Consider the following 25,790-nt stretch of genomic DNA (forward strand, 5'->3'; position numbering starts at 1 on the left):
TATCCCTTACTTGCGGCGAATTTTCAGCGCAGCCAACCGCTCCTGGGCGGCGCGTACCTCGGCGGCGATGGTGCCGGCCTTCTCCTGGATCGAAGCAGCGCGCTCGCTGGCGGCGGCGTAGTCGCCGCTATCAATCAGGGGCTGGACTTCACCGAGGGCCGTCTGCAAGCCCTGGAGATCCCCTTTCATCATGGCGATGTCGGCGGCAGAACCTTTCCCCTGGGGGGCACTTGCGAGGAGAGCCTCGGCCTCGGTGATGCTGCTGCTGGCGCTGTCGAGGGCGGCGACGGCCGCTGCACGCTGCTCTTCCTTGACGGTAATCACCTTCGCCTTGAGGGAGTCGGCATCGACTTTCAGCGCGGTCAGCATCTGCTTGGCCTTGTCATAATTTTTGAAGAGCTTGCCATCCTGGACTTTGATTTCGTCCATGACCACGGCGAGTTTGTCATTGACCGCCTTGAGGTCATCGGCGGTGTACTTTTCGGCGCCCTCGCTGACAGCGGCGTCGATGGCGGAACGGGTGCTGTTGATCTCTTCTACCGGCTGTTTGCCACAGGCGGTCAGGGTGAAAGCGAGGGTCAGACCGATGAGGAGAAAAGACAGTTTCTTCATTTCGAGGTGCTCCTATTCTGGGAAAGAGTTTTGTCGCTGCATTTGCAGCAGGATGCCAAAGCCATGAGCAATCCTCGATCCAACCACTATCTATTTGTTATTACTATATTTGGCTGAATTTTCCTACCCCCGTATGAGGAATCTGTTCCGCAAATGGGGAAAATTTGCCCCCTCCCTTTCCCGGTTGTGGCCACGGTGCTTGGCCGGAAAGTGGAATTCAATTATCCTTGGATTAGACCCCGGTTGCGAAACGAGCGCGACTTTCCCCATCGGACCCCCCATGCCGACCCTCAGCGAAATTGAAAAGGCCTTGCGATCCTACCACCCGGGAAGGGTCCCGGCCGCCAACCGGACCCCTGCTGCGGTGGCAATGCTGCTGCGCGAAGCGCCTGGAGGAGCAGACCTGCTGCTGGTGGAGCGGGCCTGCCACCCCGGCGATCCCTGGTCGGGGGACCTCGGTTTTCCCGGCGGCAAGCTTGCTGCCGAGGATACCGATCTGCGCCAGGCGGCGCTGCGGGAAACCCGGGAGGAACTCGGCCTCGACCTGGCGCAGGCCCGCTATTTCGGCCGCCTCGCCGACCTCCCCGGAGCCCACCTGCCGGTCCTGGTCCGCTGCTTTGTCTACCAGGTGCCGGGCGATGTTGCGCTGCACCCCAATCACGAACTGCAGGCAACCCACTGGGTCCCCCTGGCGACGCTCTACGATCCGGCACGCCAGGTCATGGCAGCGGTACGTTTCCGCGAAAGCGACCTGCTGCGGCCGGCGATCCGGCTGCCACTCCCCGGTCGCGATATCCTCTGGGGCATCACCTATCGCCTGGTGATGGCGCTGGCTGACCAGGTTCCCGGGCTCGCCGGCGCCGCGAAGGTCTGATGCGCCCCCGGGGAGGGCGCCGGTCCCGCTTCCCCGTGGCATTCTGCCAGGAAATCTGTTATAGATAGCGACGCCAACTTGTTTACGGAGATCCCACTTGAGCGTCAGCCCGTCCAACGAAGCGGTTACCCTTCCGCTCCCTCTGGAAGTCTCCCCTGCGGATTGGGAGCAGCTCTGCCGCCGCTGCGGCGAGTGCTGTTTCGAAAAGTGGGTCGAGGAAGACGGGACCATCCGCCCCACCAGCATCGCCTGCCGTCACCTCGATATCGTTTCCCGCCAGTGCCGGGTCTATCACAAACGTTTCGACGTCGGTGAAGGGTGCCTGCAACTGACCCCGAGCGTCGTCGCCGGTCTCAGCTGGTTACCGGAGCAGTGTGGCTACCGGCAATGGCTGCATACCAGGCCCTCACCCCACCACAACGAAGGGAGTTAGCTTCATGCTGCGTTTCTTTTCATCCTGCTGTGCCTTCCTCCTCTGCCTTGCGCTGGCCCTACCCGCCCTGGGCGCCGAGCCTACTGCCTCCGCCCCGCTCAAGGACGGGCCGATCGGTGCCGCCCTCGCCCGGGACTACCCGCAGATCGGTACCGATGTCATCGCCATCAACCCGACACCGGTTCCGGACCTTTACGAGGTCCATGCCCGCAAGGGACTCCTCTACTATTTCCCCAAGCAGGGCTATATCTTTGTCGGGGAGCTTTACGACAAGAGCGGGAAGAACCTGACCCGGGAGACCCAGGAGCGCCTGATGCAGGAGAAGCTCGCGTCCCTCCCCCTCGACAAGGCGCTCAAAATCGGGTCCGGCCCCAGCACCGTTATCGAATTCACCGACCCCGACTGTCCTTACTGCCGCCGCGGAGCGGCCTACTTTGCCAACCGCAGCGATGTCACCCGCTATATCTACTTCTTCCCGTTGGCGATGCATAAAAACGCCGCCGAGAAGGCCCGTTTTGTGCTCTCGTCCGCAGATCCGGCCAAGGCCTACGAGGAAGTAATGGCGGGGAAATACGACCAGGGCCCGCTCCCCCCCTTCAAGGACAACGGCCTCGGCGACGAGCAGAAGGCGATCGGTGAAAAGTTCGGCATCGCTTCCACCCCGACCTACTTCGTCAATGGCCAGACCGTCCGTGGCGCCAACGCCGAACTCCTCGACAAGCTCCTCGGTCCCGGCCCGGCCCCCGCTCCGAAAACCGGCAATGGCCCCGCCAAGTAACCACCGCGCCCGCCTCGGCTGGTGCCTTTACGACTGGGCCAATTCCGCCTTCGCCACCGTAATCCTGGCGGCGGTCCTGCCGGTCTACTTTGCCGCCCTGGTCCCTGCGACCGGGGCGGTTCTTTATCTCCCCTGGGGGGTTCGCTCAATGCCGGCGAGCGCTCTTTGGGGCTATGCCGTCTCCCTGTCGATGCTCCTCGTGGCGATCGCTGCCCCCGCCCTCGGAGCCCTCGCCGACCGCCGCGGCGTCCGGCGCCGGCTCCTGATCACCTGCTGCCTCCTCGGCAGCCTGGCCACCATGCTGCTCGCCGCAACCGGCCCCGGCGACTACCTGCTGGTGGCCCTCCTCTTTGTCATCGCCAATATCGGGTTTGCCGCCGGCAACATCTTCTACAACGCCTTTCTCCCCGCCCTCGCCAGCGGCCCTGACCTCGACCGGCTCTCGGCACAGGGTTACGCCCTCGGTTATATCGGCGGCGGCCTCGTTCTCCTTACCGTCTTTCTGTTCATCAGCTTCCCCACTGCCCTCGGCCTTGCTGACACGGCGAGCGCCAGCCGTGCCGGTTTTTTGCTGACCGGCCTCTGGTGGCTCGGCTTTGCCCTGCCGACCTTCGCCTGGGTCCGGGAGGAGGCCTGTCTGCGCGCGCCGGCGACCCTGGTCCGCGGTTTTCGCGGCTACTGTCGCACCTTCTCCGACATCCTGCGCTGCCGTGACCTCGCCCTCTTTCTGCTCGCATTTCTTTTTTACAACGACGGCATCCAGACGGTGATCGCGGTCTCGGCGATCTTCGGCCGTGAGGAGCTCGGTCTCTCCCAGACCACCATCCTCGGCACCTTCCTGATGATCCAGTTTGTCGCCATGCCCGGTTCCCTGCTGTTTGGCCGCCTGGCCGCCCGCTACGGCGCCAGGCAGGCGATCCTCCTCAGCCTCCTCCTCTTTCTCGCGATGACGGTCTATGCCTTTCGCATGCAGCAGGCCTGGGAATTCTGGGTGCTCGGCCTGGTCGTGGCGCTGATCCTCGGCGGCAGTCAGGCGATCTCCCGTTCCCTCTTCGCCTCCCTCATCCCGCCGGGAAAGAATGCCGAGTTCTTCGGCTTCTACGCCATCAGCGGCAAGTTCGCTTCGATCCTCGGTCCCCTGGTCTTCGCCGCTATTGCCGACCTGACCGGTTCGACCCGCCTCTCGATCCTCGCCCTCTCGGCCTTTTTTCTCATCGGCCTGGTTCTGCTCCTGGCGGTCAACGTAGACCGCGGGCGCAGCAAGGCCCAGGCATAGGTCCTATAGGACCTATAAAATTTCTCTTCTAATTCGGTCTCTTTTGCAGTTTTTCCAGAAACGGCTTGAAGTCTTGCGGAAGGGGGGCGCTGATCTGCAGCGTCCGCTTTTCACTGGGGTGAATGAACTCCAGGCGGTGCGCATGGAGCAGGTGGCGGGGAGCGGTCAGCAGGTCATCGGCGCCAAGAGCGAGGGCCGGGGGACCACCGTAAAGGAGATCGCCAAGGAGGGGAAAACCGAGGTCGGCGAGGTGGACGCGAATCTGGTGGGTGCGCCCGGTGCGGGGACTGGCTTCGACCAGCGCAAAGCCGGAGCCCTGGCCGAGGGTTTTAAATTCTGTATGGGCGGACTGGCCACCGCTGGCGACCGCGACGGTCCTCCCCCGCACCCCGGGCCGGAGATAATTGGTCACGGTAAAGCGCGCGGGCGGCGCACCGCCCACCAGGGCCAGGTAGCGCTTGGCAACGCGCCGCGCGGCGAAATCGCTGGCCAGCGCCCGGTTGGCAGCGGCGTTGAGAGCAAAGAGGAGAACCCCGCTGGTATCGGCGTCGAGGCGGTGCAGCAGGACCGGATCTGTCGTCTCCCCAGCGAGCAGATTCCTGACCAGATCGAGAGCGTTGGGGCCGCCGGCGACCGTGGCATGCACCGGCAGCCCGGGGGGTTTGTTCACCGCCAGCAGGTCCCCATCGCGGAAGAGGATCTCCGGCATGACGGCGGGCAGGGGCGCCGCAGGCGCGTCAAGGGTCAGCAGGATCGATTCACCGCCGGCGAGAAGCCTGCCGGCGCGGCGTTCGACCCGGCCATCGAGAAAGAGTCGGCCGCCGTCGAGGGCGCGCTTGATCGCCTTGCGCGAGCAGGTCGCTATTGCTGCGGCGAGAAAGTGATCGAGCCGCTCCCCCCGCCCCTGCTGCGGCACGACCAGCTGCCAGCGGCGACTCCCGTTCGGGCTGGTCACAGCAAGACACCCTGCAGTTCAGCGCCGGCGACAGCCGTCACCCGCACCTGCGCCGTCCTTCCGACCAGGCTGGCCGGCCCGGAGAAACGGACATTCAGGTAGTTTCCGGTCAGGCCGCGCCGCTCCTCACCGTCCCCTCCCCCTTCGACCACCACCACCAGCTCCCGGCCGATGAAGCGCTCGGCAAAGGCCGCGGCCTTGGCCGCGCCAATCTCGCGCAACCGGGCGGCGCGCTCCTTGATTACCGTAGCCGCAACCTGGCCCGGCATGGTCGCCGCCGGCGTGCCGGGACGGCGGCTGAAGGGGAAGACATGAAGGTGGCTGATCGGCAGCTTATGCAGCAGGGCGCAGGTCTGTTCGAACTCTGCTTCGCTCTCGGCGGGGAACCCGGCAATGACATCGAGACCAATGGCGACATCGGCGATGGTGTCCACCACCCGCCTGAGCAGGGTTTGGACGAAGGCGGTGTCGTAGTGGCGGTTCATGCGCCGCAGCACGCTGTCGCTCCCCGCCTGCAATGGGATGTGCAGATGGGGGCAGAGGCCGGGAGAATCGGCAACCAGGTCGAGGAGCCGCTCGGGAAGCTCCGTCGGTTCGATGGAACCGAGGCGCAGCCGCGGCAGACCCGGTTCCGCCACCAGTTGCTGCAGTAACGCCAGGAGGGTCGTTGGCGGGGTGAGGTCGGCGCCGTAATGGCCGATATGGATGCCGGTGAGGACCAGCTCCGGGAAGCCGGCGGCCGCGAGCTCCCGCACCTGGGACACGACCTGGGCAGGCGGCACCGAACGGCTGCGGCCGCGGGCGTAGGGGATGATACAGTAGGCGCAGAAGGCGTCGCAGCCGTTCTGGATCTGCACGAAGGCGCGGCTGCGTTCGGCAAAGTTTCCCAGGGTCGCCACCTCGGCGGTCGCCGCCCGGCGGATGTCGGCGACCTGGATGCCGTCGCCCCCCGTTTCCAGCAGCTGCAGCAGGTCCCGCTTCTCCTCGTTGCCGAGCACCAGAGAGACCCCGGGGATGGCGGCCAGGGTCTGCGGATCGACCTGGGCGTAGCAGCCGGTGACTACCACCCTGCAGGCGGGGCGCAGCCGCCGGGCGCGGCGGATCAGGTTGCGGGACTGGCTGTCGGTGGCGCTGGTGACGGTGCAGGTGTTGATCACCACCAGGTCGGCCCCGACCTCGAAAGGGACGACTGTCCAGCCGCCGGCGGTCAACTGCTCGGCGATTGCCGCCGACTCGAACTGGTTGGTCTTGCAGCCGAGGGTGGCGATGGCGACGGAACCCTTCATGCGATGGTGCCGCCGCCGAGGACCAGGTCGTCCCGGTAGAAGACCGCCGCCTGTCCCGGGGTCACGCCGAATTGCGGCTTCTCGAAGAGAACCCGGGCCCGGTTGCCGGGAAGGGGCTCGATACGGGCCGGCACCTCCTGGTGGCGGTAACGGATGCGGCAGGAAGCCTCGATCGCTCCGTCAGGGGGCGTCCCCCCCCAGATCACGTCGCTGACCTCGAGGCGATCGCAGGCGAGGTGTTCCCGCTCACCGACCAGCACGCGCCGGTTTTCGGCATCGATGCCGACGACAAAGAGCGGATGGGGCCAGGCTATGCCGAGGCCGCGGCGTTGGCCGATGGTGTAGCGGTAGGTACCGAGATGCTGGCCGAGCACCCTGCCGTCGGCGACGTGCACGATCGCCCCGTTCATCTGCCCTTCCCCCCGTTCCTCTTCGAGAAAGCGAACGTAATCACCGTCAGGGACGAAACAGATATCCTGGCTTTCGGCCTTTGCGGCGACCGGCAGATTGAAGCGGGCGGCATGGGCCCGCACCTCCTCCTTGGTCATCTCGCCGAGAGGGAAACGAACCCGCTCCATCTGCGTCTGGTCGAGGGTGTAGAGAAAATAGCTCTGGTCCTTCTGGATATCGCGCCCCTTGCGCAACTGGTAACCACCTTCGGCGGCAACCACCCGGGCATAATGGCCGGTGGCGAGCCGGTCGGCCTCCAGCTCGCGGGCGCGCCGCAGCAGCCGTTCGAACTTGAGCTTCTGGTTGCAGAGGACGCAGGGATTGGGGGTGCGGCCGGAGAAGTAATCGTCGCAGAAGCGATCGATTACCTGGCGCTGGAACTCCTTCTCAAAATTGACCACGTAAAACGGAATGCCGATCGCTTCGGCCACCCGGCGCGCGTCATAGACGTCGTCGAGAGAACAGCAGGTGCCGAAGCTCTCGCCGTGATCGGCGGTAAAGGTGGAGTAGTCCCAGATCTGCATGGTCAGGCCGATCACCTCGTGCCCCTGCTCGGCGAGCAGGGCCGCGGTGACCGAGGAATCGACCCCGCCGCTCATGGCAACGACGATGCGCTCTTTTTTAACGGACATTTGATCACTTTGGCCACAGAGAGACGGAGACACAAAGAAGGATCCCGGTCCCCTCTGTGTCTCCGTCTCTCTGTGGCAATCTATTGGGTTCTGTCAGCCCTGGGGATGGGTATCCCGATAATTCTTGATCGCCTCGTGCAGCGCATCGGCGGCCAGGTTCGAGCAGTGGTGCTTCTGCGGCGGCAGGCCGTCGAGGGCCTCGGCCACGGCGGCGTTGGTCAGTTCCAGGGCTTCGTCGATGGTCTTGCCGAGGGCGAGTTCAGTCACCATCGAGGAGGTGGCGATCGCCGCACCGCAGCCGAAGGTCTTGAACTTGACGTCTTTGATGACGTTGTCCTCGACCTTGAGGTAAATCTTCATGATATCGCCGCAGGAGGCGTTACCGACCTCACCGACGCCGTCGGCATCCTCGATCTCCCCGACATTTCTGGGGTTGCTGAAATGATCCATCACTTTTTCGGTATACATGGCGGTCCTCCAAAGAATTTTGAATTTTGAATTTTGAATTTTGAGTTTTTAGTTTTGAGTCCTCAACCCAAAACCCATAACGCAAAACCCAAAACGTCCTTTGTTTCTTCAGCAGCGTCTCACGATACTGCACTCTTCGCAGGTCAAGGGTTCCTTGCGGTTGTAGAGGGGGCTCATCTCCCGCAGCCGCTGCACGATCGGCGGCAGCACTTCGAGGACATAATCGACATCCGCCTCGGTGTTGTCGCGGCCGAGACTGAAGCGGGTACTGGAGTGGGCGAGGACGACATCGACGCACATGGCGCCCATGACGTGGGAGGGCTCCAGGGAGCCGGAGGTGCAGGCGGAACCGGAACTCGCCGCGATCCCCTTGATGTCGAAGTTGAGGAGGAGCGACTCCCCCTCGATGTAGGCGAAACTGACATTGAGCGTATTCGGCAGGCGCCGGGCCGGATCGGGGTGACCGTTCAGCTTGATCTCGGGAATGGCCGCCTTGATGCCCGCCTCGAGCCGGTCGCGCAGGGCACCGATCCGCGCGGCGCAGGTTTCGATTTCCGCCCCGGCCAGTTCACAGGCGAGGCCGAAACCGACGATACCGGCGACGTTGTGGGTCCCGGCGCGGCGGCTGCGCTCCTGGTGGCCGCCGTGAATCAGCGGGTGCATGCGGGTCCCCTTGCGGATGTAGATGGCGCCAACCCCCTTGGGGGCGCCGAGCTTGTGCCCGGAGAGGACCAGCAGGTCGACATTCGCCTTCTGCACGTCGACCGGCAGTTTCCCCACGGCCTGGACCGCGTCGCTGTGAAAGCGGACCTTGTTCTTGCGGGCGATGGCGCCGATCTCCTCGATCGGGAAGATGTTGCCGGTTTCGTTGTTGGCCCACATCACCGAGATCAGGATCGTTTCCGGCGTGATCGCCGCTTCCAGCTCCTGCAGGTCGAGCATGCCGTCGCGGTCGACCGGCAGGTAGGTCACCGCGTAACCCTGCTTTTCCATGAAACGGCAGGTTTCGAGGACGGCGGGATGCTCGACGGTGGTGGTGATGATGTGTTTCCCCCGGTCGGCGAGGGCGGCGGCTGTCCCCTTGATCGCCATATTGTCCCCTTCGCTGCCACAGGAGACGAAAACGATTTCGGCCGGGGAGCAGTTGATCAGGGTGGCGACCTGCTGGCGCGCCTTCTCCACCGCACCGCTGACCGCGCGTCCGGCCCAGTGCACGCTGGAGGGGTTGCCGAACTGCTCCCGGAAAAAAGGGAGCATGGCATCGAAAACCTCGGGGCGAACCGGGGTGGTGGCGTTGTAATCCATGTAGATTTTATTCACGTCGGGCCTCCGGAGATTCAATCGGATAAGGCAGTCTGCCGTAACGGTCGCTTGGGCATTTTTTCCCGGGCCTCCCGGGTCAAATCGGCCAGGGTCATCGAGGCGAGGAAGCTGCGGATGCGGTCACCCAGCCCCTGCCAGACGCTGTGGGTCACGCAGTGGTCGCTGCAGACGCAGCGCCCGTCTTGGTCCATGCAGGAGACCGGCACCAGGGTCTCTTCAACGCTGTCGATGATCTGATCGACGCGAATTTCGGTGGCCGGGCGGGCGAGCACGTAACCACCCCCGGGTCCCCGGACGCTGCGGACGATCCTGGCACGCCGCAGCTTGACGAAGAGCTGTTCGAGATAGGCGAGAGAGATCTCCTCCCGGGCCGACATGTCACGAATCGAAACCGGCCCCTCGTCCCCATGAAGGCTGAGGCTCACCATTGCCCGTACCGCGTATTGGGCCTTGGTCGACAGGCGCATGTCAGGCCCGCTTGCGCTGGTGCGGGTTGACGTCGTCGGCGAGGTGCGCCTTCAACTCCTGCTGCTCTTCGGTCAGCTCCTGGACCTTCCGCTCCAGGGCGCGGATCTGGTCGAAAAGACAGCTGATCGCCTTCCCTTCCGGGTCGGGGAGCTGGCCATGTTCGAGATCGGTCTGTGGCTCGCTCTTCTGCCCCTCGGCAAAAACGACCCGCCCGGGGATGCCGACGACGGTCGTGTTGGCCGGGACTTCCTTGACCACGACCGAGTTGGAGCCGACCTTGCTGTTGCTGCCGACGGTGAAAGGTCCGAGAATCTTTGCGCCGCTGCCGACGACCACGTTGTCGCCCAGCGTCGGATGGCGTTTCTCTTTGGCCCAGGAGGTGCCGCCGAGAGTAACCCCGTGATAGAGGGTACAGTTGTCGCCGATTTCGGCGGTTTCACCGATGACCACCCCCATGCCGTGGTCGATAAAGAACCCGCGGCCGATACGGGCCCCGGGATGAATCTCGATCCCGGTCATGAAACGACCGAGATGGGAAATGAAACGGCCGAGAAAGTAGAACTGTCTGGTCCAGAACCAGTGGGCCACCCGGTAAAAAAGCATGGCGTGAAAGCCGGGATAGCAGAAAATGATTTCAAATACACTGCGTACCGCGGGGTCACGCTCGAATACAGCCTTGAAGTCTTCGCGCAGGGTCTGAATCACCGGTTCGCTCCTTGGGCGGCCAGGGGCCGCGGAGAATTCCCGGCCGCGCATTCGAGCTGGCGGCTGAGTGACTACAGGGATAGCATACCCGACAATAACTGTCAATTATTTTTGTTATGAATCAGGCTAGTTAAGGAGAGAAAACTGGCGGTCGCGGGCGGGGACAAGGAGAGGCCGAAAAACCGGTGGCGGGAGGGGGCAAGCAAAGTTCAGGCGGAGCGGGGCAGGCTGAAGTGGAAGCGGCTCCCTTCCCCGAGCCGGCTTTCGGCCCAGATCCGGCCATTGTGTGATTCAACAATCTTGCGACAGATCGACAGCCCGAGGCCGCTGCCGCGGGTCGAATCCTCCGGCAACGCCTGGGTAAACTCTTCGAAGAGTTCCGGAAGGCGCTCCGCGGGGACCCCCTTGCCGGTATCGCTGACGGAGACGATCACCTCCGCGGGCTGATCGCTGACCTCGATCCGGACCCGGCCGCCGGCCGCGGTGAACTTGATGGCGTTGCCAACCAGGTTGAAGAGGACGCGCTTGATCTTCTCGTCGTCAAACAGGGCGAGACAGTTGTCCGGGGCGGCAATATCGAGTTCCAGCCCCTGCTGCAGGGCGAGGGAACGGACCTCGCGGTAGACTTCGTGCACCGACGAGGAGAGATCGCGGGGACCGATATCCATCTGCATCTTCCCCGCGTTCAGGCGCGAAAGGTCGAGGATATTGCTGATCAGATCGACCAGCCGGTCGCTGCTCTCGACGGCAGCGTCGAGGAATTCGCGCTGCTGGGCGCTAAGGTTGTCACACCCCATGTCCTTCAACAGCGAACAGTAACCGCTGACGATTGTCACCGGGATCCGCAGCTCGTGGGCGGCGGTATTGAGGAACTCTGCCCGGCTGCGATCGAGGGCTTTGAGGCGCTCGTTGGCCTGTTCGAGCACCACCTTGGTCTCCTTCAGTTCCTGCTCGATGACGCGCCGCTCGGTGACATCCCGGAACGCCACCACCTGTAGGTCGCTCACCACTTCCCGTTCACTGAGGCTGATGGAGAGGCGTTTGAGCTGGTCCCCCTTGGCACGGATGGTGACATCGAGGCGCGGGTTGCTGCGCTCGGCAGGGCGACCCTCCCGCTGCAGGCTGAGCACCTTGCGGAGCGAGCGGATATCGAGGAGCCGCGGCAAGGTCAGGGTTTCGAGCTCGGCGCGGCTGTAGCCGATGATTTCGAGCCCCTTGCGGTTGATGTAGACGATTTTCCCCCCGCGATTGAAGGCGGCCAGCCCCTCCGAAGCGTTCTCGAAGAGCATTTCGTAAACCGCCTTGACTGCCAGCTCCTTCTCGAGACGCTGCTTGGTGTGGCGCAGCAGGTCGGACTCCTCCCGGACCAGGGCGAAGTGATGGGCATTTTTCAGCGAGTTGGCCGAGACATTGGCGACCAGTTGGCAGAAAGCGACCTCATCCCGGGAGATACCGGCCCGGGAGCGCAGGGCCCGTACCACCATGGCGCCGATGACGCGCTCCTGGTAACGGACCGGCAGGACCAGGATGGTGTTGAATTTTTCGGCGGCCAGGTTCGGCCGCACCTCGGCCAGGATCGGGTCGAGGTGGATATCCTTGATCAGCAGCGGCTCGCCGGAGCGGATGACCTGCCTGATTTCGGGGTATTTTTCGAGGTCGATACGCAGCTCGCCCATCCCGGGGTCATCGCTCGAGGCGAGCACGTAGCCAAACTGCTCGTCCTCCTGGATCAGGGCGATGGAGCAGCGGTAGACATCGCTGAGGAGGCCAGCGATGCGCTGCACGATCTGGCGCAGAATTTCGACGGTATCGAGGGTGGAGGTCACCGAGCCGGAGATTTCGAGAAGGGCTTCCGAATCGCGCGCCTTCTGCTCCAGGGCGGCGATGGCGCGGCGCTTGGCTAGACTTCCCTGCACCCGGGCAAGCAGTTCGACCTGGTCAAAGGGCTTGGAGAGGTAATCGTCGGCGCCGACCTGGAAGGGATTGACAGCACCCTCGAGGTCGACCCGCGAGGTCATCATCAGTATCGGGGTGTGACGAAAGAGAGGGTTGGCGCGCAGGGCCCGGCAGGCATCGATGCCGTCCAGGACCGGCATGACCAGATCGAGGAGGATGACGTCCGGCGGCGCGGCAAGGGCCCGACTTATCCCCTCCTCGCCGTTGGTCGCCAGCGCAACCTCGAATCCGCCCTGTTGCAGCAGATCCGTCAGCAGTTCACGCATGAAGCGGTCGTCATCGACAACCAGAACCTTCTCTGCCATCCGCCCATTCCCTCCGCAGCGCAGCGCCGGGGCGCGCACCCAATTACAGTCAGGCTTAACCACAAAGCACAAATTATACCAACCACCTCAGCATCAAAAGCAGCCGGCCGGCAGGGTCAACCGCAACCGGCCCGATCGTCCTTGACAGGCAAGTCGAGACAGAAACCTCGAAATTTTACCGGGAAAAGGCGCATGACATTCCGGCGAAAAGACCCGGCAAATTCAGAGGAAGAGCCGATAGGCGGGGTTGGCGCTCTCCTCGACGAACCGGTAACCGAGATGGTCGAGAAAGGCACGGAAGGCCTCCTCCTCCCCCTGCGGGATTTCCAGCCCGATCAGCACCCGGCCGAAGTCCCCCCCTTGCGTACGGTAGTGAAAGAGGGAAATATTCCAGTTCGCCCCCATGGCGGCGAGGAAGCGGGTTAGGGCGCCGGGGCGCTCGGGGAACCAGAAACGGTAGAGAACCTCCCGCCCGACCTGGCTGGAGCGCCCGCCCACCATGTAGCGGATGTGGGTCTTGGCGAGCTCGTTGTCGGTGAGGTCGATATTGGCAAAACCCTGGGAGGCGAGCTGCCGGGCCATGCTGAACCGCTCCTGCTCGTTGCGGACCGAGAGGCCGACATAGATGTGGGCCTGGCTGCGATCAGCGAGCCGGTAATTGAATTCGGTGATATTGCGGGAGCCGAGGACCTCGGCGCAGAACCGGCGCAGGGCTCCAGGCTCCTCCGGGATGGTCACGGCGAAGAGGGCCTCCTGCTTTTCCCCGACCTGGGTGCGCTCGGCCACATAGCGCAGGCGTTCGAAGTTCATGTTGGCGCCGCTGTTGATCGCCACCAGGGTCTGGTCCCGGTAACCGCTGCTCCGTACCTGTTTCGTCATTCCGGCGAGGGCGAGGGCGCCGGCCGGTTCGACGATGGAGCGGGTCGCCTGGTAGACATTCTTGATGGCACTGCAGATCTCGTCGGTATCGACCAGGACGATTTCGTCGACGCAGCGCCGGCAGAGGTCGAAGGTGAGCTTGCCGACTTCGCGCACCGCCACCCCGTCGGCAAAGATGCCGACGGTGTCGAGGGTCACCCGCCGCCCGGCCGCCAGGGAACGGGCCATGGCGTCGCTGTCCGCCGGCTCGACACCGATGACCCGGATCTCCGGGCAGAGCGCCTTGAGATAGGAGCCGACCCCGGCAATCAGGCCGCCGCCGCCGACCGGCACATAGACGGCATCAATCTTCCCCGAGCTCTGGCGCAGCAGCTCATCGCCGACCGTCCCCTGGCCGGCGATGACCAGCTCGTCATCGAAGGGGGGGATGAAATTGAGACCGTTGGTCGCCACCAGGCGGGCACAGTGATCGGCCGCCTCCGAGTAGTTGTCGCCGTGCAGCACCACCTCGGCGCCGTAGGTTTCGACGGCAGCCACCTTGATCCGTGGCGTCGTCACCGGCATGACGATGATCGCCCGGATGCCGAGCTTGCGGGCCGAAAAGGCGACCCCCTGCGCGTGGTTGCCGGCGCTGGCGGTGATCACCCCGCGCTCCCGCTCCGCCGGCGACAGGTGGGCGATGCGGTTGTAGGCACCACGGATCTTGAAGGAGAAGACCGGCTGCAGATCTTCCCGCTTGAGGAGTACCCGGTTGCCGAATTCCCGGGAGAGCCAGACCGACTCCTCCAGCGGGGTCTCGACCGCCGCTTCGTAGACCCGGGAGGTGAGGATCTGCCTGATCAGTTTCTGCATGCCGTATCCTGAAAGGAAGGGTGGATGAAGTGGGGACGACTTTAGCATAGCTGGTGCGGGATGGGAATGCGGGATGTGGGCGTGAGGCGTGAGGCCAGGAAAACCATTTGACCATTCGCGTTCCACGTCCCGAATCCCCCGTCCCATCTCAATGCATAAGTATCGACAAATGTATACAGCCCCTATATAATGTGCGACCGAATCCCTTGCGAACTGCGGTGCCGGCTGGCGTCGCCCCATTCAATTTCCAAAGGAGAGAACGTGATGGCAACTCCGGAATTCAAGTACCAGGATCCTTTTCCGCTGGCGAAGGAAACGACCACGTACTACAAGATCCCCGGCTCCGAGCAATACGTCAGCACGGTGCAGTTCGAGGGGAAGGAAATGCTCAAGGTCGCCCCCGAAGCCCTGACCGTCCTCGCCAACCAGGCGATGAAGGACGTCTCCTTCCTGCTCCGTCCCGCCCACAACGAGCAGGTCGCCAAGATCCTGCGCGACCCCGAGGCCTCCCAGAATGACAAGGGGGTGGCGATGGCCTTTTTGCGCAACGCCGAGATCTCCGCCCAGCTCGATCTGCCGGTCTGCCAGGATACCGGGACCGCCACCGTAGTCGCCAAGAAGGGGCAGCAGGTCTGGACCGGGGTGAAGGATGAAGAGTACCTCTCGAAGGGGATCTACCAGACCTACACCGAGGAGAACCTCCGTTATTCTCAGACCGTCGCCCTCGACATGTACAAGGAAAAGAATACCGGCACCAACCTGCCGGCCCAGATCGACATCATGGCGACCGAAGGGGACTACTACAAGTTCCTCTTCATGGCCAAGGGGGGCGGCAGCGCCAACAAGACGATGCTCTACCAGGAGACCAAGGCCCTCCTCACCCCCGAGAAGCTGGAAAAATGGCTGATCGAGAAGATGAAATACCTCGGCACCGCCGCCTGCCCCCCCTACCACATCGCCTTCGTCATCGGTGGCACCAGCGCCGACGCCTGCATGAAGACGGTCAAGCTCGCCACCGCCAAGGAACTCGACGGCCTGCCGACGACCGGGAATGACCATGGCCAGGCCTTCCGCGATCTCGAGCTCGAGGAGCGGCTCCTCGCCGCGGCGCAGAAGCTCGGCATCGGCGCCCAGTTCGGCGGCAAGTATTTCGCCCATGACGTGCGCGTCATCCGCCTCCCCCGCCACGGCGCCTCCTGCCCCGTCGGCATGGCGGTCTCCTGCTCCGCCGACCGCAACATCAAGGCGAAGATCACCAAAGAGGGGCTCTTCGTCGAGGAGATGGACCGCAATCCTGGGCGCCTGATCCCCGAGCAGTACCGCGGCAAGCACGAGCACGGCGTCAAGATCGACCTCAACCAGCCGATGCCGGCAATCCTCGCCGAGCTCTCCAAGTACCCGGTCTCGACCCCGCTGCTGCTGAACGGGACCATCGTCGTCGGCCGCGACATCGCTCACGCCAAGTTCAAGGAGATTCTCGACAGCGGCAAGCCGCTCCCCGACTACCTCAAGAATCACCCGATCTACTACGCCGGCCCGGCCAAGACTCCGCAGGGGAAAGCCTCCGGCTCCTTCGGACCGACCACCGCCGGCCGCATGGACAGCTACGTCGACCTGCTGCAGGCCAACGGCGGCTCCCTGATCATGATCGCCAAGGGGAATCGTTCCCAGCAGGTCACTGACGCCTGCAAGAAGCACGGCGGCTTCTACCTCGGTTCCATCGGCGGTCCCGCTGCCGTCCTCGCCGAGGAGAACATCAAGAAGGTCGAGTGCATCGACTTCCCCGAACTGGGGATGGAAGCGGTCTGGCGGATCGAAGTCGAAAACTTCCCGGCCTTCATCCTCGTCGATGACAAGGGGAACGACTTCTTCAAGCAACTCGGTCTGTAACAGGCAAAAAGCCCCGGCTGCCATGGCAGCCGGGGCTTTTTAGTGCCGAGTGATGAGCGATGAGTGGCGAGGGATGGCCAGTGATTCGTGGGCAAATGAGGGGGACGGGGGACGCGGGATGCGGAACGCGAATGGTCAAAAGACCTTCCTCGTCCCTCGTCCCCCGTCCCCCGCCCTACTGATACTGAATATACATCGGCATCGGCCGCAGGCGCAGGACATCCTCGGGGGTCATCAGGGGGTCGCCCTGCTTGGTGTCGTTATGGAAAAAGAGCTTGAATCCGGTGTACTGGACCGGCTCCGCGGCGACATAGTCACGGTAGGTCGCCCGCTTCACCGCCGGCGGTCCCCAGCCGTCCATGTGCATGACAATCTGCACCTGCGGGCGCAGCACGATCTCGTCGGCATTGGTGACGCCATTGCGGGTGAAGCGGTGGACCGTCAGCACTTTGGGCGGCAGGTGGTAGCGCTCCACCACCCCGGCCAGCCAGGCCGAAACGGCGTTGACATCGACCGCATCATAGCTGCCGACCTTGGTGCCGGGGATGGCCTTGCTGCCGACCAGGTTGAATTCGGGGTCGATGCCGAGGTGGACGTCAGGATTTTTCAGAATCCACTCGAAGCGCGGCAGGATGGTGCGGATATCCTCATGGCCGGTCTGGATATCGATGAAGAGGAGCGCCCCGGCTTCCCGGGCCCAGGAGTAGACCTCGCTGACGAGGGCATCGGTCATCAATTTTCGGTACTTCCCGGCCCGCCCCGGGCTGTCCTGGGCAACCACGGCGATCAGGTGCAGGGCCGGCTGCACCTCGGTGGAGGGATCGGCTGCGGCCCAGCGCTGCGCTGCAGCCGCGAGGCGGCAGAGGAGTTCTTCCTTGCGGCACTCACCCAACACGCCCATGCGCCGCGACATCGGGTTACCATAGAAGGCGACAATCCGTTTTTGCGGCAGGATCGCCCCCGGCAGCGGCTTCTCCGCGACGACCAGCAGCTGGCCGTCTCCGCCCGGCAAGGGGGCACCGCCTAGAGAAAAATCGGTTCCGGGCGGGAATGAGGGGGGAACGGGTGATGGGGCGATGGGGGGCAGCACCGATTGGCCGACCGCCGGTTTAGGCGCCACTGGTTCCGGAATCAGCGGCGCCGGGAGCAAGGGGACTAGGCGCACCTCGGGCCGACGGTAGCGATCGAGGTTCGATCCTTCGCCCCTTGCCACCATCAGGGGGATTATGGCAACCAGGAAGGCAACAGCTGTCGTGACACGACGGAACCGGCGAGAAGACGGCATCTTAACTTTGTCCCGGAAGGAGGTTCAGCACCAGACACCATGAAAGCAACCTTACTACACAACCGCCGCAAAATTTTGTCAAGCAGAGTCCACATTCATCTTGAAAATTAATGACTTTCTTTCATGGAGGGAGATTGCTGCGGCTTCAACTTCCGGTTTCTTCTTGCCAGTTTCTCTCCCCCTGCGTCAGAATAGTCCGATGATAAAGTCCTGGGGTCAAATCGTCGCCACCCGCCACGCGCGGTTCGACCGCGACCTTGCGCAGCTCCTCGACGCCCTCCGCAAGCAGGGAACTCCCATCCATTGCACGGCGGGTTGCAGCGGCTGCTGCACTCTCAACGTCCACACCACCCTCCCGGAGGCGGCGGCTGTCGCGACCTCCCTGGCGGGGCCGCAGTGGGCCCGGGTCGATGGCTACCTTTCGCGCCTGCGAGAAGTCCTGGCCGAAACCCCCTCCTTCAAGGAGTTCCTGCGCCGCCACCGATCCCAGGCCGGGCCCTGTCCTTTCCTCGCCGATGACGGACACTGCACGATTTACCCCCGACGCCCCCTCGCCTGCCGCGCCCTCATCTCCACCCGCGACCGCGACTGGTGTACCGTCGACTTTTCCACTCTCCACCCCGGCGAACGCCAGGCCTTCATGAGCAGCCTCGACCCGGCCCTGGTTGCTGTTCCGACCCATTACCTGGCGGCGCCCCAGGACCTGGCCCGGGACCTGGAAGAGGAGATCGAGGCCGAAGCGCTCAACCGCTCCGGTTACAGCTTGAGCGGGAACCTTCCGCTCCTGGTCCACCTCTGCCGCCAGGCGCAACGATCCGGGGTACTGCCGCCGGAGCGCTCCCTGCTGCAAAAGCTTCTCGCCGCAAGCGGCCTCGCCCATCCCTTCCTGGTCACCGTGCGGGACGGATAACCTCCCCCTGAAACGCTGCCTGGCCCCAGGGACAGGTCCTTGGGGCCAGGCATTGGTTTTCCGGGGTAAGGACCGGAAAACGTTTACACTCTTACAACTATTTCTGACATTTTTCTGAGTAATAGGAATCCCCGCGAAAATTTCTGGCTTGAAAATTCGAACCCGTCGCCCGCGGATCAGGTCTGATCACTTCGGATAAAATCGGATCAAACCGAAAACCAGATTCAAGATGTCTCACGCGACGGCGCAACGACGCGACGGAAACCCAATTCAAAAATGAACTACCCCGCAGCAAGCTACGGGGTATCAAAAAGCGTTAACTGCTCGCGGTGCAATTGCTGATACTCTTTTTCTCGGCCTTGATTTCTAACATAGGTCGCAATGGTTTTCTCATTACCCTTTTGGCCTACAGTGTTCACAAAATAGCCCTTTGTCCAAAATTCGCCACCCCATAGTTGCTTTTTAACCGATGGGACTCGTTTGAATATTTCTCTGGCCGTAATGCTTTTGATGACTCGTGCAATCTGCGTTGGGCTGTACATTGGAACCGACTGCACCAAAAAGTGAACATGGTCTTTGTCGGTCCCAATTTCTACGAACTGAATCTCGTATCTTTTGGCGATCTCAAGGCAGACCTCTTTGAGACAGCCATCAACCTCTGGGGTGAAAACAACCCGGCGGTATTTTGCTGGGCAAACAAGATGGTATAACAGCACAGAAACATTATGACTTTTGTGTACATATTCGCTCATGTCGCCAATATTTCATATTGGCGATAGCGAAGCAAGCTTCGGGGAATTGGACCCCCCTGAGATTCAAAATTCAAAATTCAAAATGCCCACTTCATCCCCTCTGGCAGCGGGGGCAGTAGAAGGTCGAACGCTGCCCCACCCGCTGCTGCCGGACATTCTCCCCGCAATGAAAACAGGCCTCACCTTCCCTGCCGTAGACCTGCAGCTGCTGGGAAAAATAGCCGGGACGCCCCCCTTCGTTCCGAAAATCCCGCAGGGTCGTCCCACCGGCAGCGATCGCCGCGGCGAGAACTTCCCGGATCGCGACCAGCAACTTCCGGTACCGTCCTGGAGCAAGGGCCCCGGCCACGGTGAAGGGACTGATCCCGGCCCGGAAGAGCGCCTCGCTGGCGTAGATATTGCCGACCCCGACCAGGATTTCCTGGTCCATGATGAAGGTCTTGATGGCGGTTTTGCGCCCCCGGGAGCGCCGGTAGAGGTAATCCCCGTCGAGTTCGGCCGCGAAGGGTTCCGGCCCCATACTGGCCAGCAGGGGGTGGCCGGCGGGATCTTCGCTGGTCCAGAGCAGGGCGCCGAAGCGGCGCGGGTCGTGGAAACGGAGCAGCCGGTCGTTATCGAGCAGGAGATCGACATGGTCATGCTTGCCGGCCGGGAGATCGCAAGGGACAACCTGGAGATGGCCGCTCATCCCGAGATGCAGCAAGAGGGTCCCCTCTTCGCAACGAAACAGGAGGTACTTGGCGCGGCGGTCGACAGCGCGGATCGTTTCTCCGGTCAGTTGCTGGCCGAGGTCGGCGTCAAACGTCCAGCGCAGCCCCGGGACCCGGATGACAGCGGCGATGATGCTACGACCGATGAGGAGGGGGGCGAGTCCGGCGCGGGTGGTTTCAACTTCGGGGAGTTCGGGCATAGGTTCCTTTGGAAATTATTGAATGAGCGAGAGTCTACCTTAACACAGATCAATGCGTTGGGCGCATTCCGCCGACCTTGTTCTTTTTGGTTCGATAAAATCCTATGGTCAAGATCAGGACCGCCGGTCCCGGCCGGCAGCCGGGTGGCTTTCTTTGCTGGCCCAAAGAAAGTCACCAAAGAAAGGGCCGCCACTCGGCGTGGGGCCATGCCGTTACGGAACCGGGTGCTGGTCAAGATGGCGTGGTGCGGTTCCTGCCGTGTATCGATCCGCCCCCCAAGACGCCGGGACCCATCCGTCTGGGGTCCCGGGTGCGGTGCGAAGGGTGATCCGATTGACAAGGAGATTCTGCTGCTCGTTCTGGCGTTAACGGGCAAAAGCAGGTGCCTTTGACCTTAAACAACACGAGCTGTTTACGGCCACAGTACGGAAGAGGCAGCGCTCCGCGATGCTCCCTCGACCGGAGACGCGGTCCCACGAAGCGATGGCGGTCACTATCTGCTGCGCCGGAGATTGGAACCTGGACCGGCCGTGGCGGCATGCCCCCCGCGAGGGGACGGCCACTTTTTGCTTACTTTTTGTTGGCCTGGACAAAAAGTAAGGCGCCTGGCGGGGCGCGTCCCGCCGATCTTGAAATGGGACAAACAGCCCCAGCCGGAGAGAAAAATTCCGGCAGGATGATATTCAGGAAATCGGCGGAATCGGCGGGAAGAAAAGGATATCAGAAGAAAAGATTATCCGACAGCCGCTTGAACTCGTCCCAGCTGATTTCCTCCACCGGACCATCGAAAAGGCCCCGTTCGAGGCGGGCGCCGCTGAAGTAATGCCACTCCCCGTCGATGGCGACCAGATTGGCATACTCGAAGTAGGTGTGGAGTTCGTCACCATCGGAAAAGCGGTTCAGCAGCATCACCCGGGCGCGGTTTCCAACCACATTCTGCAGCAATACCCGGCACTCCTGGAAGACCAGGTTTCCCGCCAGTTCCTGCTCGCCGTAGGCAATATAGGCATCCCGCTCCGGGAACGCCTGGCGAAAGTTGGTGTCGGGATGATAGCCATCCCAAATGGCGCCGAAATCCCCGGCGACGAAATCACGGAAACGCTTGCGGATGAACTCTTCGGGTGTCATGAAAAACCTCGCTGGCGGCAGGGGTCAGTCGCGGATGCGCGGGTCGAGGGCGTCACGAATCCCCTCCCCGAGCAGGTTGTAGCCGAGGACGGTGAGGAGGATGGCAAAGCCGGGAAAAGCCGAGAGCCACCAGGCGGTGCCGAGGGTTTGCTTGCCGGCAATCAGCATATTTCCCCAGGAGGGGGTCGGCGGCTGCACACCGATGCCGAGAAAGGAGAGCGCGCTTTCGGTCAGGATCGCGCCGGCGACCCCGAGGGTGGCCGAGACCAGGACCGGCGACAGGGCGCTCGGCAGGATATGGCGAAAGATGATGCGGGCGTCGGAAGCGCCCATGGCGCGGGCGGCGACGACAAAGTCCCGTTCCCGCAGGGAGAGGAATTCGGCCCGGACCAGGCGCGCCACCCCCATCCAGCCGGTGAGGCCGATGATCACCATGATGTTCCAGATCGAGGGTTCCAGGAAAGCGATGACGGCGAGGATCAGGAAAAAGGTCGGGAAGCAGAGCATGATATCGACGAAGCGCATCACCACCGCGTCGGTCCAGCGCCCGTAGAAGCCGGCGACGGCGCCGATGACGATGCCGATCAGGGTAGCGATGCCGACGGCGACGAAACCGACCAGCAGCGAGATCCGCGCCCCGTAGAGGATCCGCGCCAGAACATCGCGGCCAAGGTCGTCCGTCCCCAGCCAGTGCTGCAACCCGGGCCCTTCCAGGCGCCGGGCAATATCAATGGCGCCGGGATCGTAGCCCGCCACCGGCGCCAGCAGCGCCAGCAGGAACATCGCGGCAACGATCACCGCGCCGGCCATTGCCATGCGGTTGCGCCGCAACCGCTGCCAGAAGATATCACGAACAAAGGGCATGGTTTAAAGATCCGGAAGGGGCGTAACTGGTGACACGTGAATCGAGTGAGATCAAAACCCAGATCCGTATCGCGCGGATCGAATCTGATCACTTCGGATTAACTTCGGATCGACCAAATTCAGGACCAGCCTCACGCGACGGCGCTGCGACGCGACGAAAACTTCAACCGAACCTGATCCACAAACCGTTGAGCCCATGATTCAGACCTTGATTTTTGCTTTGCGTTGCGTTGCGCCGTCGCGGCGTTGCGTGAGCTGATTTGCGGTTTTGCCTGAATCCGACCCTATCTGACCTTATCCGAAGTGATCCGCGCGAACCGCCTTTGAACCTTTCTCGCCTCAGCACTCAGCACTCAGTCTACTTAAGCCGTTCGAACTCCCGCAGCGACAACAGCCCCTTGTCCATCAGCAGCCGGATCAGGAGTTGAAATTTCTCTTGGAGTTTGGCCGGCTGCTGGTTTCCATTGCCAATAACTGCCGGGAAGTCGAAGACGGAGAGGCCGTCGTCGGCAGAAGCCGGCGCTTCCTCGACGGGGAGGGGTTCGATTTCCGGCAGTCCCTCCTCTTCCCGGGTTGACTCGGAACCGGGCGGGCCGTAGCAGCGATCGATCGCCGCCCGCACCGCCCCTTCGGCAGCGAGGGCGGGACGGACCTGGCAGCCGGTCATGAACTGGATAGCGTCGATGGCGAGGAGGTTGGTCGGGTCGGCCATCGCCACCAGCAGGTAGACGGTGCCGTACATCACCTTGCGGTCGACCGGAATGACGTTGTATTCCCGCGCCTTGTCGGCCGGCACCGTCGCCAGCACCTCGTCGGAAATGGTCCAGCGTTCGAGGTCAATGCGAGTCAACTTGAGTTGATCGGCGAGAAAATTGAGGAGCGTATCCTCGGGCAGGTAGCCGAGTTTGATCAGCGAATCACCAAGCCGCCCCCCCCAGTGGCGCTGGTAAGAGAGCGCCGAGTTGAGCTGGTATTCGTGAATGATCCCGGCTTCCATCAGCATTTCGCCGAGCTTCAGGTTTTTGCGGGGCAACAGAACCTCCTTTAGGGCATTGAAGCACTGAGTACAAAATAATTGAGTCGCGCAGGTCGCCAGCACTCAGCACTCAGCACTCAGCACTCAGCACTCAGCACTCAGCACTCAGCACTCAGCACTCATTCCTCAATCCTCACCACCACCCGCCGGTTGGCGAGGCGCCCTTCAGGAGTAGCATTGTCCGCCACCGGCCGCGTTTCACCGTAGCCGCGGGCGATGACCCGGTCGGACGGAACGCCATAGCGTTCGACCAGGGCAGTGCGGACACTGCCAGCGCGACGCAGGCTCAGCTGCTGGTTGTAGGAAGCGGAACCGACATCGTCGGTATGCCCCTCGATGATGATGCGCACTCCCGGGTGGGCATTGATAAAAGCCGCAGCTTTCTCCAGTTCGGGGTTATTAGCCGCCGAGATCGCCGCACTGTCGGTGCCGAACTCGATTGCCAGATCGAGGGAGGCCTTTTCCGGTTGCGGAACCGGGCAGCCGTCGCTGTCGACGGAGACGCCGGCCGGGGTTCCGGGGCACTTGTCGTCGATGTCGAAGACCAGGTCACCGTCGCTGTCGCGCGGGCAGCCGACGCTGTTGACCGGTACTTCAGAGGGCGTTCCGGGGCACTTGTCGGCGCTGTCGGCCACGCCGTCCCGGTCGCTGTCGAGAAGGGTCGGTACCGGCAGCGGGCAGCCCACCGCATCCACCTCAGTACCGGCCGGTGTATCCGGGCACTGGTCCTGGTCGTCGATGACCGAGTCACCGTCGCTGTCGGCGGCACAGCCGCTGGCATCGACACTTGTCCCGGCCAGGGTCCCGGGGCACTTGTCGTCCTGGTCATAAACGCCGTCGCGGTCGCTGTCTTCGGGGCAGCCAAAAGCATCGACGGCCGTACCGGCGGCACTCCCCTGGCAGCGGTCGACACTGTCGATAACGCCGTCGCGATCCTGGTCGATGACGCCGGCGGTTTCGACACCGCCGCCGAACTGGAACTGGAGACCTGCGGTCGCCGAGAAGTTATTGTATTCCGACCCATCCAACGATTCATTCTCGACCGTGAAGTAGTGGCGGGCATCGGCGCGCAGGGCGATATTGTCGCTCAGGGCCAGCTTGAAGCCGAGCCCCCAGTCGAGGAAGCCGTCCTTATCAACAGGGGCACGGTTCCGCTCCGGGTCGAAGACCAGCCCGCCGAGACCGATCGCCACATAGGGGACAAAGGCGTTGTCCGGTCCGAAATGCCGGATCAGATCGAGACGCCCGATGTAGGCGTTGAGATCGAAGTTCTCGTCGTCCTTCAGTTGCGTCGTTAGGTACCCGGCGGTCCCCTCGATGGCCCAGTGGGTTCCGAGGTTGTAACCAAGTCCGAGGGTGAAGAAGGGAGCATCTTCGATATTCTGCTGGCTTTCGAAGAAATAGCCGCCAGCGCCGAGATCGAGGGTGAAGGCATGGGGGCGGACCGCGGCCTCGGCATTGCTGACGACAAGGCCCGTCAACAGCCCGGCAAGAGCAAGCAACAGACACTTATTCATTTTGAACCTCCTGGATAAGGTCAAAGAATCAGCAAAAAGTTCTATATCGGATAATCTTTTACATTAAAGCCGGAAAGGGTTGGAAAGGCAAGGATTTTAAATGAAATGAGCGGATTGGCACGGGACGGGGGACGGGGAACGAGAATGGTCAAAAGACCTTTCCCGACCCCCGTTCCCCGTCCCTTCATTCTCCATCACGCAACTTCTTCTCCCACTCCCAGGCGCTGCGCAGGATGAACTCGAGTTCGTCATGGCGGGGTTTCCAGCCGAGTTCCCGACGGATCAGGGTTGAATCGGCGACCAGCGCCGCGGGATCGCCCTCCCGGCGCGGCGCGGTGACGACGGGAAAGTCGATGCCGCTGACCCGGCGTGCCATCTCCACCACTTCGAAGACCGAGTAGCCGCGCCCGTAACCGCAGTTGAAGACTCCCCCGGGATGCCCGGCGAGGAGCGCCTCAAGGGCGACGAGGTGAGCAGCGGCAATATCGTCGACATGGATGTAGTCGCGGATGCAGGTGCCATCGGCGGTCGGGTAATCGGTGCCGAAGATCTCCAGCCGCGGAAAGAGGCCGAGGGCGGTCTTCAGCGCCCGGGTGATGAGGTGGGTCGGGTTGCGGTAATCCTGGCCGATGCGGGCATGGGGATCGGCGCCAGCGACATTGAAGTAGCGCAAAGCGATGCGGCGAAACCCGGGGTCGGCGGCGGTGAGGTCGCTGAGGAGCCGTTCGCTCATCATCTTGCTGGCGCCGTAGGGGTTGATCGGCAGCAGGGGCGCGTCTTCAGCGACCGGAATCCGTTCCGGGGTGCCGTAGACCGCCGCCGTTGAGGAGAAGATGAAGCGGCCGATCTCCAGTTCGCGCAGCAGTTCAAGCAGTTGCAGGGCGTTGGCGGTGTTGTTGCGGTAGTACTTGAGAGGGGCGCGCATGCTCTCGCCGACCTCGATGGAGGCGGCAAAATGCATCACCGCGTCGGGCTGAAAGTCAGCGAGCGCCGAGCGCAGCTGTTCGCGGTCGGCCAGCTCCCCCACCACCAGCTCGCCGCAGAAGATCGCCCGCCGGTTGCCGGTCGAGAGGTTGTCGTAGCTGCAGACCGTGTACCCGGCCTCCCCCAGCGCCTTGACGACGTGGCTGCCGATGTAGCCGGCACCGCCGGTGACAAAAATCCGCGATGCGGAGTTTTGCAAGTGCCTAGTGTCAACTGCCATAGCTCATGACTCCTACGATAGAACAGGTAAAGTAAGAACTC

24 protein-coding genes are annotated in these 25,790 nt (G+C 62.8%); 6 read left to right on the top strand and 18 right to left on the bottom strand.

Annotation, left to right across the window (positions count from 1 at the left end; genetic code table 11):
* Positions 1-6 precede the first annotated feature (6 nt).
* The gene (locus DBW_RS10285) at positions 7-612 is read right to left on the bottom strand and encodes a DUF4398 domain-containing protein (RefSeq protein ID WP_066727449.1); all 606 of its coding nucleotides are present in this window, start codon (positions 610-612) and stop codon (positions 7-9) included.
* Between the two features lie 280 nt (positions 613-892).
* Between DBW_RS10285 and DBW_RS10290 the strand changes: the two genes are divergently transcribed.
* The 4 genes from DBW_RS10290 (at position 893) to DBW_RS10305 (ending at position 3,973) form a co-directional block, all read left to right on the top strand.
* On the top strand, positions 893-1,486 hold the full coding sequence (locus tag DBW_RS10290) for an NUDIX hydrolase (protein ID WP_066727450.1): 594 nt from the start codon (positions 893-895) through the stop codon (positions 1,484-1,486).
* A 97-nt stretch (positions 1,487-1,583) separates the two neighbouring features.
* A complete protein-coding gene (locus DBW_RS10295; RefSeq protein WP_231875319.1) occupies positions 1,584-1,919 on the top strand; it encodes a hypothetical protein in 336 nt (111 codons plus the stop codon).
* 4 nt (positions 1,920-1,923) lie between these two features.
* Positions 1,924-2,697, top strand: coding sequence for a DsbC family protein (locus DBW_RS10300; RefSeq protein ID WP_066727451.1), 774 nt, complete (start codon positions 1,924-1,926; stop codon positions 2,695-2,697).
* Positions 2,681-3,973, top strand: a complete 1,293-nt coding sequence (locus DBW_RS10305) for an MFS transporter (RefSeq protein WP_066727452.1) — start codon at positions 2,681-2,683, stop codon at positions 3,971-3,973. Before DBW_RS10300 ends, DBW_RS10305 begins: the two co-directional genes overlap by 17 nt.
* A 28-nt stretch (positions 3,974-4,001) precedes the next feature.
* Here DBW_RS10305 and DBW_RS10310 read toward each other — a convergent pair whose 3' ends face one another.
* The 9 genes from DBW_RS10310 to ilvA form a co-directional block, all read right to left on the bottom strand.
* Positions 4,002-4,928 carry an RluA family pseudouridine synthase gene (locus DBW_RS10310; RefSeq protein WP_066727453.1) on the bottom strand — a complete coding sequence of 309 codons (927 nt, stop codon included), beginning with the start codon at positions 4,926-4,928 and terminating at the stop codon, positions 4,002-4,004.
* A complete protein-coding gene (gene mtaB, locus DBW_RS10315; protein WP_066727454.1) occupies positions 4,925-6,214 on the bottom strand; it encodes a tRNA (N(6)-L-threonylcarbamoyladenosine(37)-C(2))-methylthiotransferase MtaB in 1,290 nt (429 codons plus the stop codon). The genes DBW_RS10310 and mtaB overlap by 4 nt, the downstream gene beginning before the upstream one ends.
* Positions 6,211-7,296, bottom strand: coding sequence for a tRNA 2-thiouridine(34) synthase MnmA (gene mnmA, locus DBW_RS10320; RefSeq protein ID WP_066727455.1), 1,086 nt, complete (start codon positions 7,294-7,296; stop codon positions 6,211-6,213). The genes mtaB and mnmA overlap by 4 nt, the downstream gene beginning before the upstream one ends.
* 93 nt (positions 7,297-7,389) lie before the next feature.
* Complete coding sequence (gene nifU / locus DBW_RS10325; RefSeq protein ID WP_066727456.1) at positions 7,390-7,764, bottom strand: Fe-S cluster assembly scaffold protein NifU; 375 nt, start codon at positions 7,762-7,764, stop codon at positions 7,390-7,392.
* Positions 7,765-7,872: 108 nt separating this feature from the next.
* On the bottom strand, positions 7,873-9,084 hold the full coding sequence (nifS, locus tag DBW_RS10330; RefSeq protein WP_066727457.1) for a cysteine desulfurase NifS: 1,212 nt from the start codon (positions 9,082-9,084) through the stop codon (positions 7,873-7,875).
* 17 nt (positions 9,085-9,101) lie between these two features.
* Entirely contained in the window at positions 9,102-9,554 is a 453-nt protein-coding gene (locus tag DBW_RS10335; protein ID WP_066727458.1) for an RrF2 family transcriptional regulator, read from the bottom strand.
* A gap of 1 nt (position 9,555) precedes the next feature.
* The gene (gene cysE, locus DBW_RS10340; RefSeq protein WP_066727459.1) at positions 9,556-10,260 is read right to left on the bottom strand and encodes a serine O-acetyltransferase; all 705 of its coding nucleotides are present in this window, start codon (positions 10,258-10,260) and stop codon (positions 9,556-9,558) included.
* Positions 10,261-10,469: 209 nt separating this feature from the next.
* On the bottom strand, positions 10,470-12,521 hold the full coding sequence (locus DBW_RS10345) for a hybrid sensor histidine kinase/response regulator (protein ID WP_066727460.1): 2,052 nt from the start codon (positions 12,519-12,521) through the stop codon (positions 10,470-10,472).
* 222 nt (positions 12,522-12,743) lie between these two features.
* A complete protein-coding gene (gene ilvA, locus DBW_RS10350) occupies positions 12,744-14,252 on the bottom strand; it encodes a threonine ammonia-lyase, biosynthetic (RefSeq protein ID WP_066727461.1) in 1,509 nt (502 codons plus the stop codon).
* 264 nt (positions 14,253-14,516) lie between these two features.
* On the opposite strand from ilvA, the gene DBW_RS10355 reads away from it, so the two are divergent.
* Complete coding sequence (locus DBW_RS10355; protein WP_066727462.1) at positions 14,517-16,142, top strand: fumarate hydratase; 1,626 nt, start codon at positions 14,517-14,519, stop codon at positions 16,140-16,142.
* Between the two features lie 175 nt (positions 16,143-16,317).
* Here DBW_RS10355 and DBW_RS10360 read toward each other — a convergent pair whose 3' ends face one another.
* A complete protein-coding gene (locus DBW_RS10360; RefSeq protein ID WP_066727463.1) occupies positions 16,318-17,427 on the bottom strand; it encodes a hypothetical protein in 1,110 nt (369 codons plus the stop codon).
* Between the two features lie 199 nt (positions 17,428-17,626).
* Between DBW_RS10360 and DBW_RS10365 the strand changes: the two genes are divergently transcribed.
* Positions 17,627-18,337 (top strand): YkgJ family cysteine cluster protein, encoded by a 711-nt coding sequence (locus tag DBW_RS10365; protein WP_066727464.1) that lies wholly within the window; start codon positions 17,627-17,629, stop codon positions 18,335-18,337.
* A 296-nt stretch (positions 18,338-18,633) separates the two neighbouring features.
* Here the strand turns inward: DBW_RS10365 and tnpA are convergent, their stop codons facing one another.
* The 7 genes from tnpA to galE all read right to left on the bottom strand — a co-directional run bounded on the left by tnpA (position 18,634) and on the right by galE (position 25,749).
* Positions 18,634-19,089, bottom strand: coding sequence for an IS200/IS605 family transposase (gene tnpA, locus DBW_RS18160; protein WP_082820217.1), 456 nt, complete (start codon positions 19,087-19,089; stop codon positions 18,634-18,636).
* A gap of 91 nt (positions 19,090-19,180) precedes the next feature.
* On the bottom strand, positions 19,181-19,999 hold the full coding sequence (gene mutM / locus DBW_RS10370) for a bifunctional DNA-formamidopyrimidine glycosylase/DNA-(apurinic or apyrimidinic site) lyase (RefSeq protein ID WP_066727465.1): 819 nt from the start codon (positions 19,997-19,999) through the stop codon (positions 19,181-19,183).
* A 721-nt stretch (positions 20,000-20,720) separates the two neighbouring features.
* A complete protein-coding gene (locus DBW_RS10375) occupies positions 20,721-21,128 on the bottom strand; it encodes a YchJ family metal-binding protein (protein ID WP_066727466.1) in 408 nt (135 codons plus the stop codon).
* Positions 21,129-21,152: 24 nt separating this feature from the next.
* A complete protein-coding gene (locus DBW_RS10380; RefSeq protein WP_066727467.1) occupies positions 21,153-21,992 on the bottom strand; it encodes an ABC transporter permease in 840 nt (279 codons plus the stop codon).
* A gap of 358 nt (positions 21,993-22,350) precedes the next feature.
* Positions 22,351-23,025: a hypothetical protein gene (locus DBW_RS10385; protein ID WP_066727468.1), complete on the bottom strand. Its 675-nt coding sequence runs from the start codon at positions 23,023-23,025 to the stop codon at positions 22,351-22,353.
* 122 nt (positions 23,026-23,147) lie between these two features.
* On the bottom strand, positions 23,148-24,545 hold the full coding sequence (locus DBW_RS10390; RefSeq protein ID WP_066727469.1) for an OmpA family protein: 1,398 nt from the start codon (positions 24,543-24,545) through the stop codon (positions 23,148-23,150).
* Positions 24,546-24,729: 184 nt separating this feature from the next.
* On the bottom strand, positions 24,730-25,749 hold the full coding sequence (gene galE, locus DBW_RS10395; RefSeq protein WP_066727470.1) for a UDP-glucose 4-epimerase GalE: 1,020 nt from the start codon (positions 25,747-25,749) through the stop codon (positions 24,730-24,732).
* Positions 25,750-25,790 lie beyond the last annotated feature (41 nt).

The sequence above is a fragment of the Desulfuromonas sp. DDH964 genome, assembly GCF_001611275.1.
Taxonomy (GTDB): domain Bacteria; phylum Desulfobacterota; class Desulfuromonadia; order Desulfuromonadales; family DDH964; genus DDH964.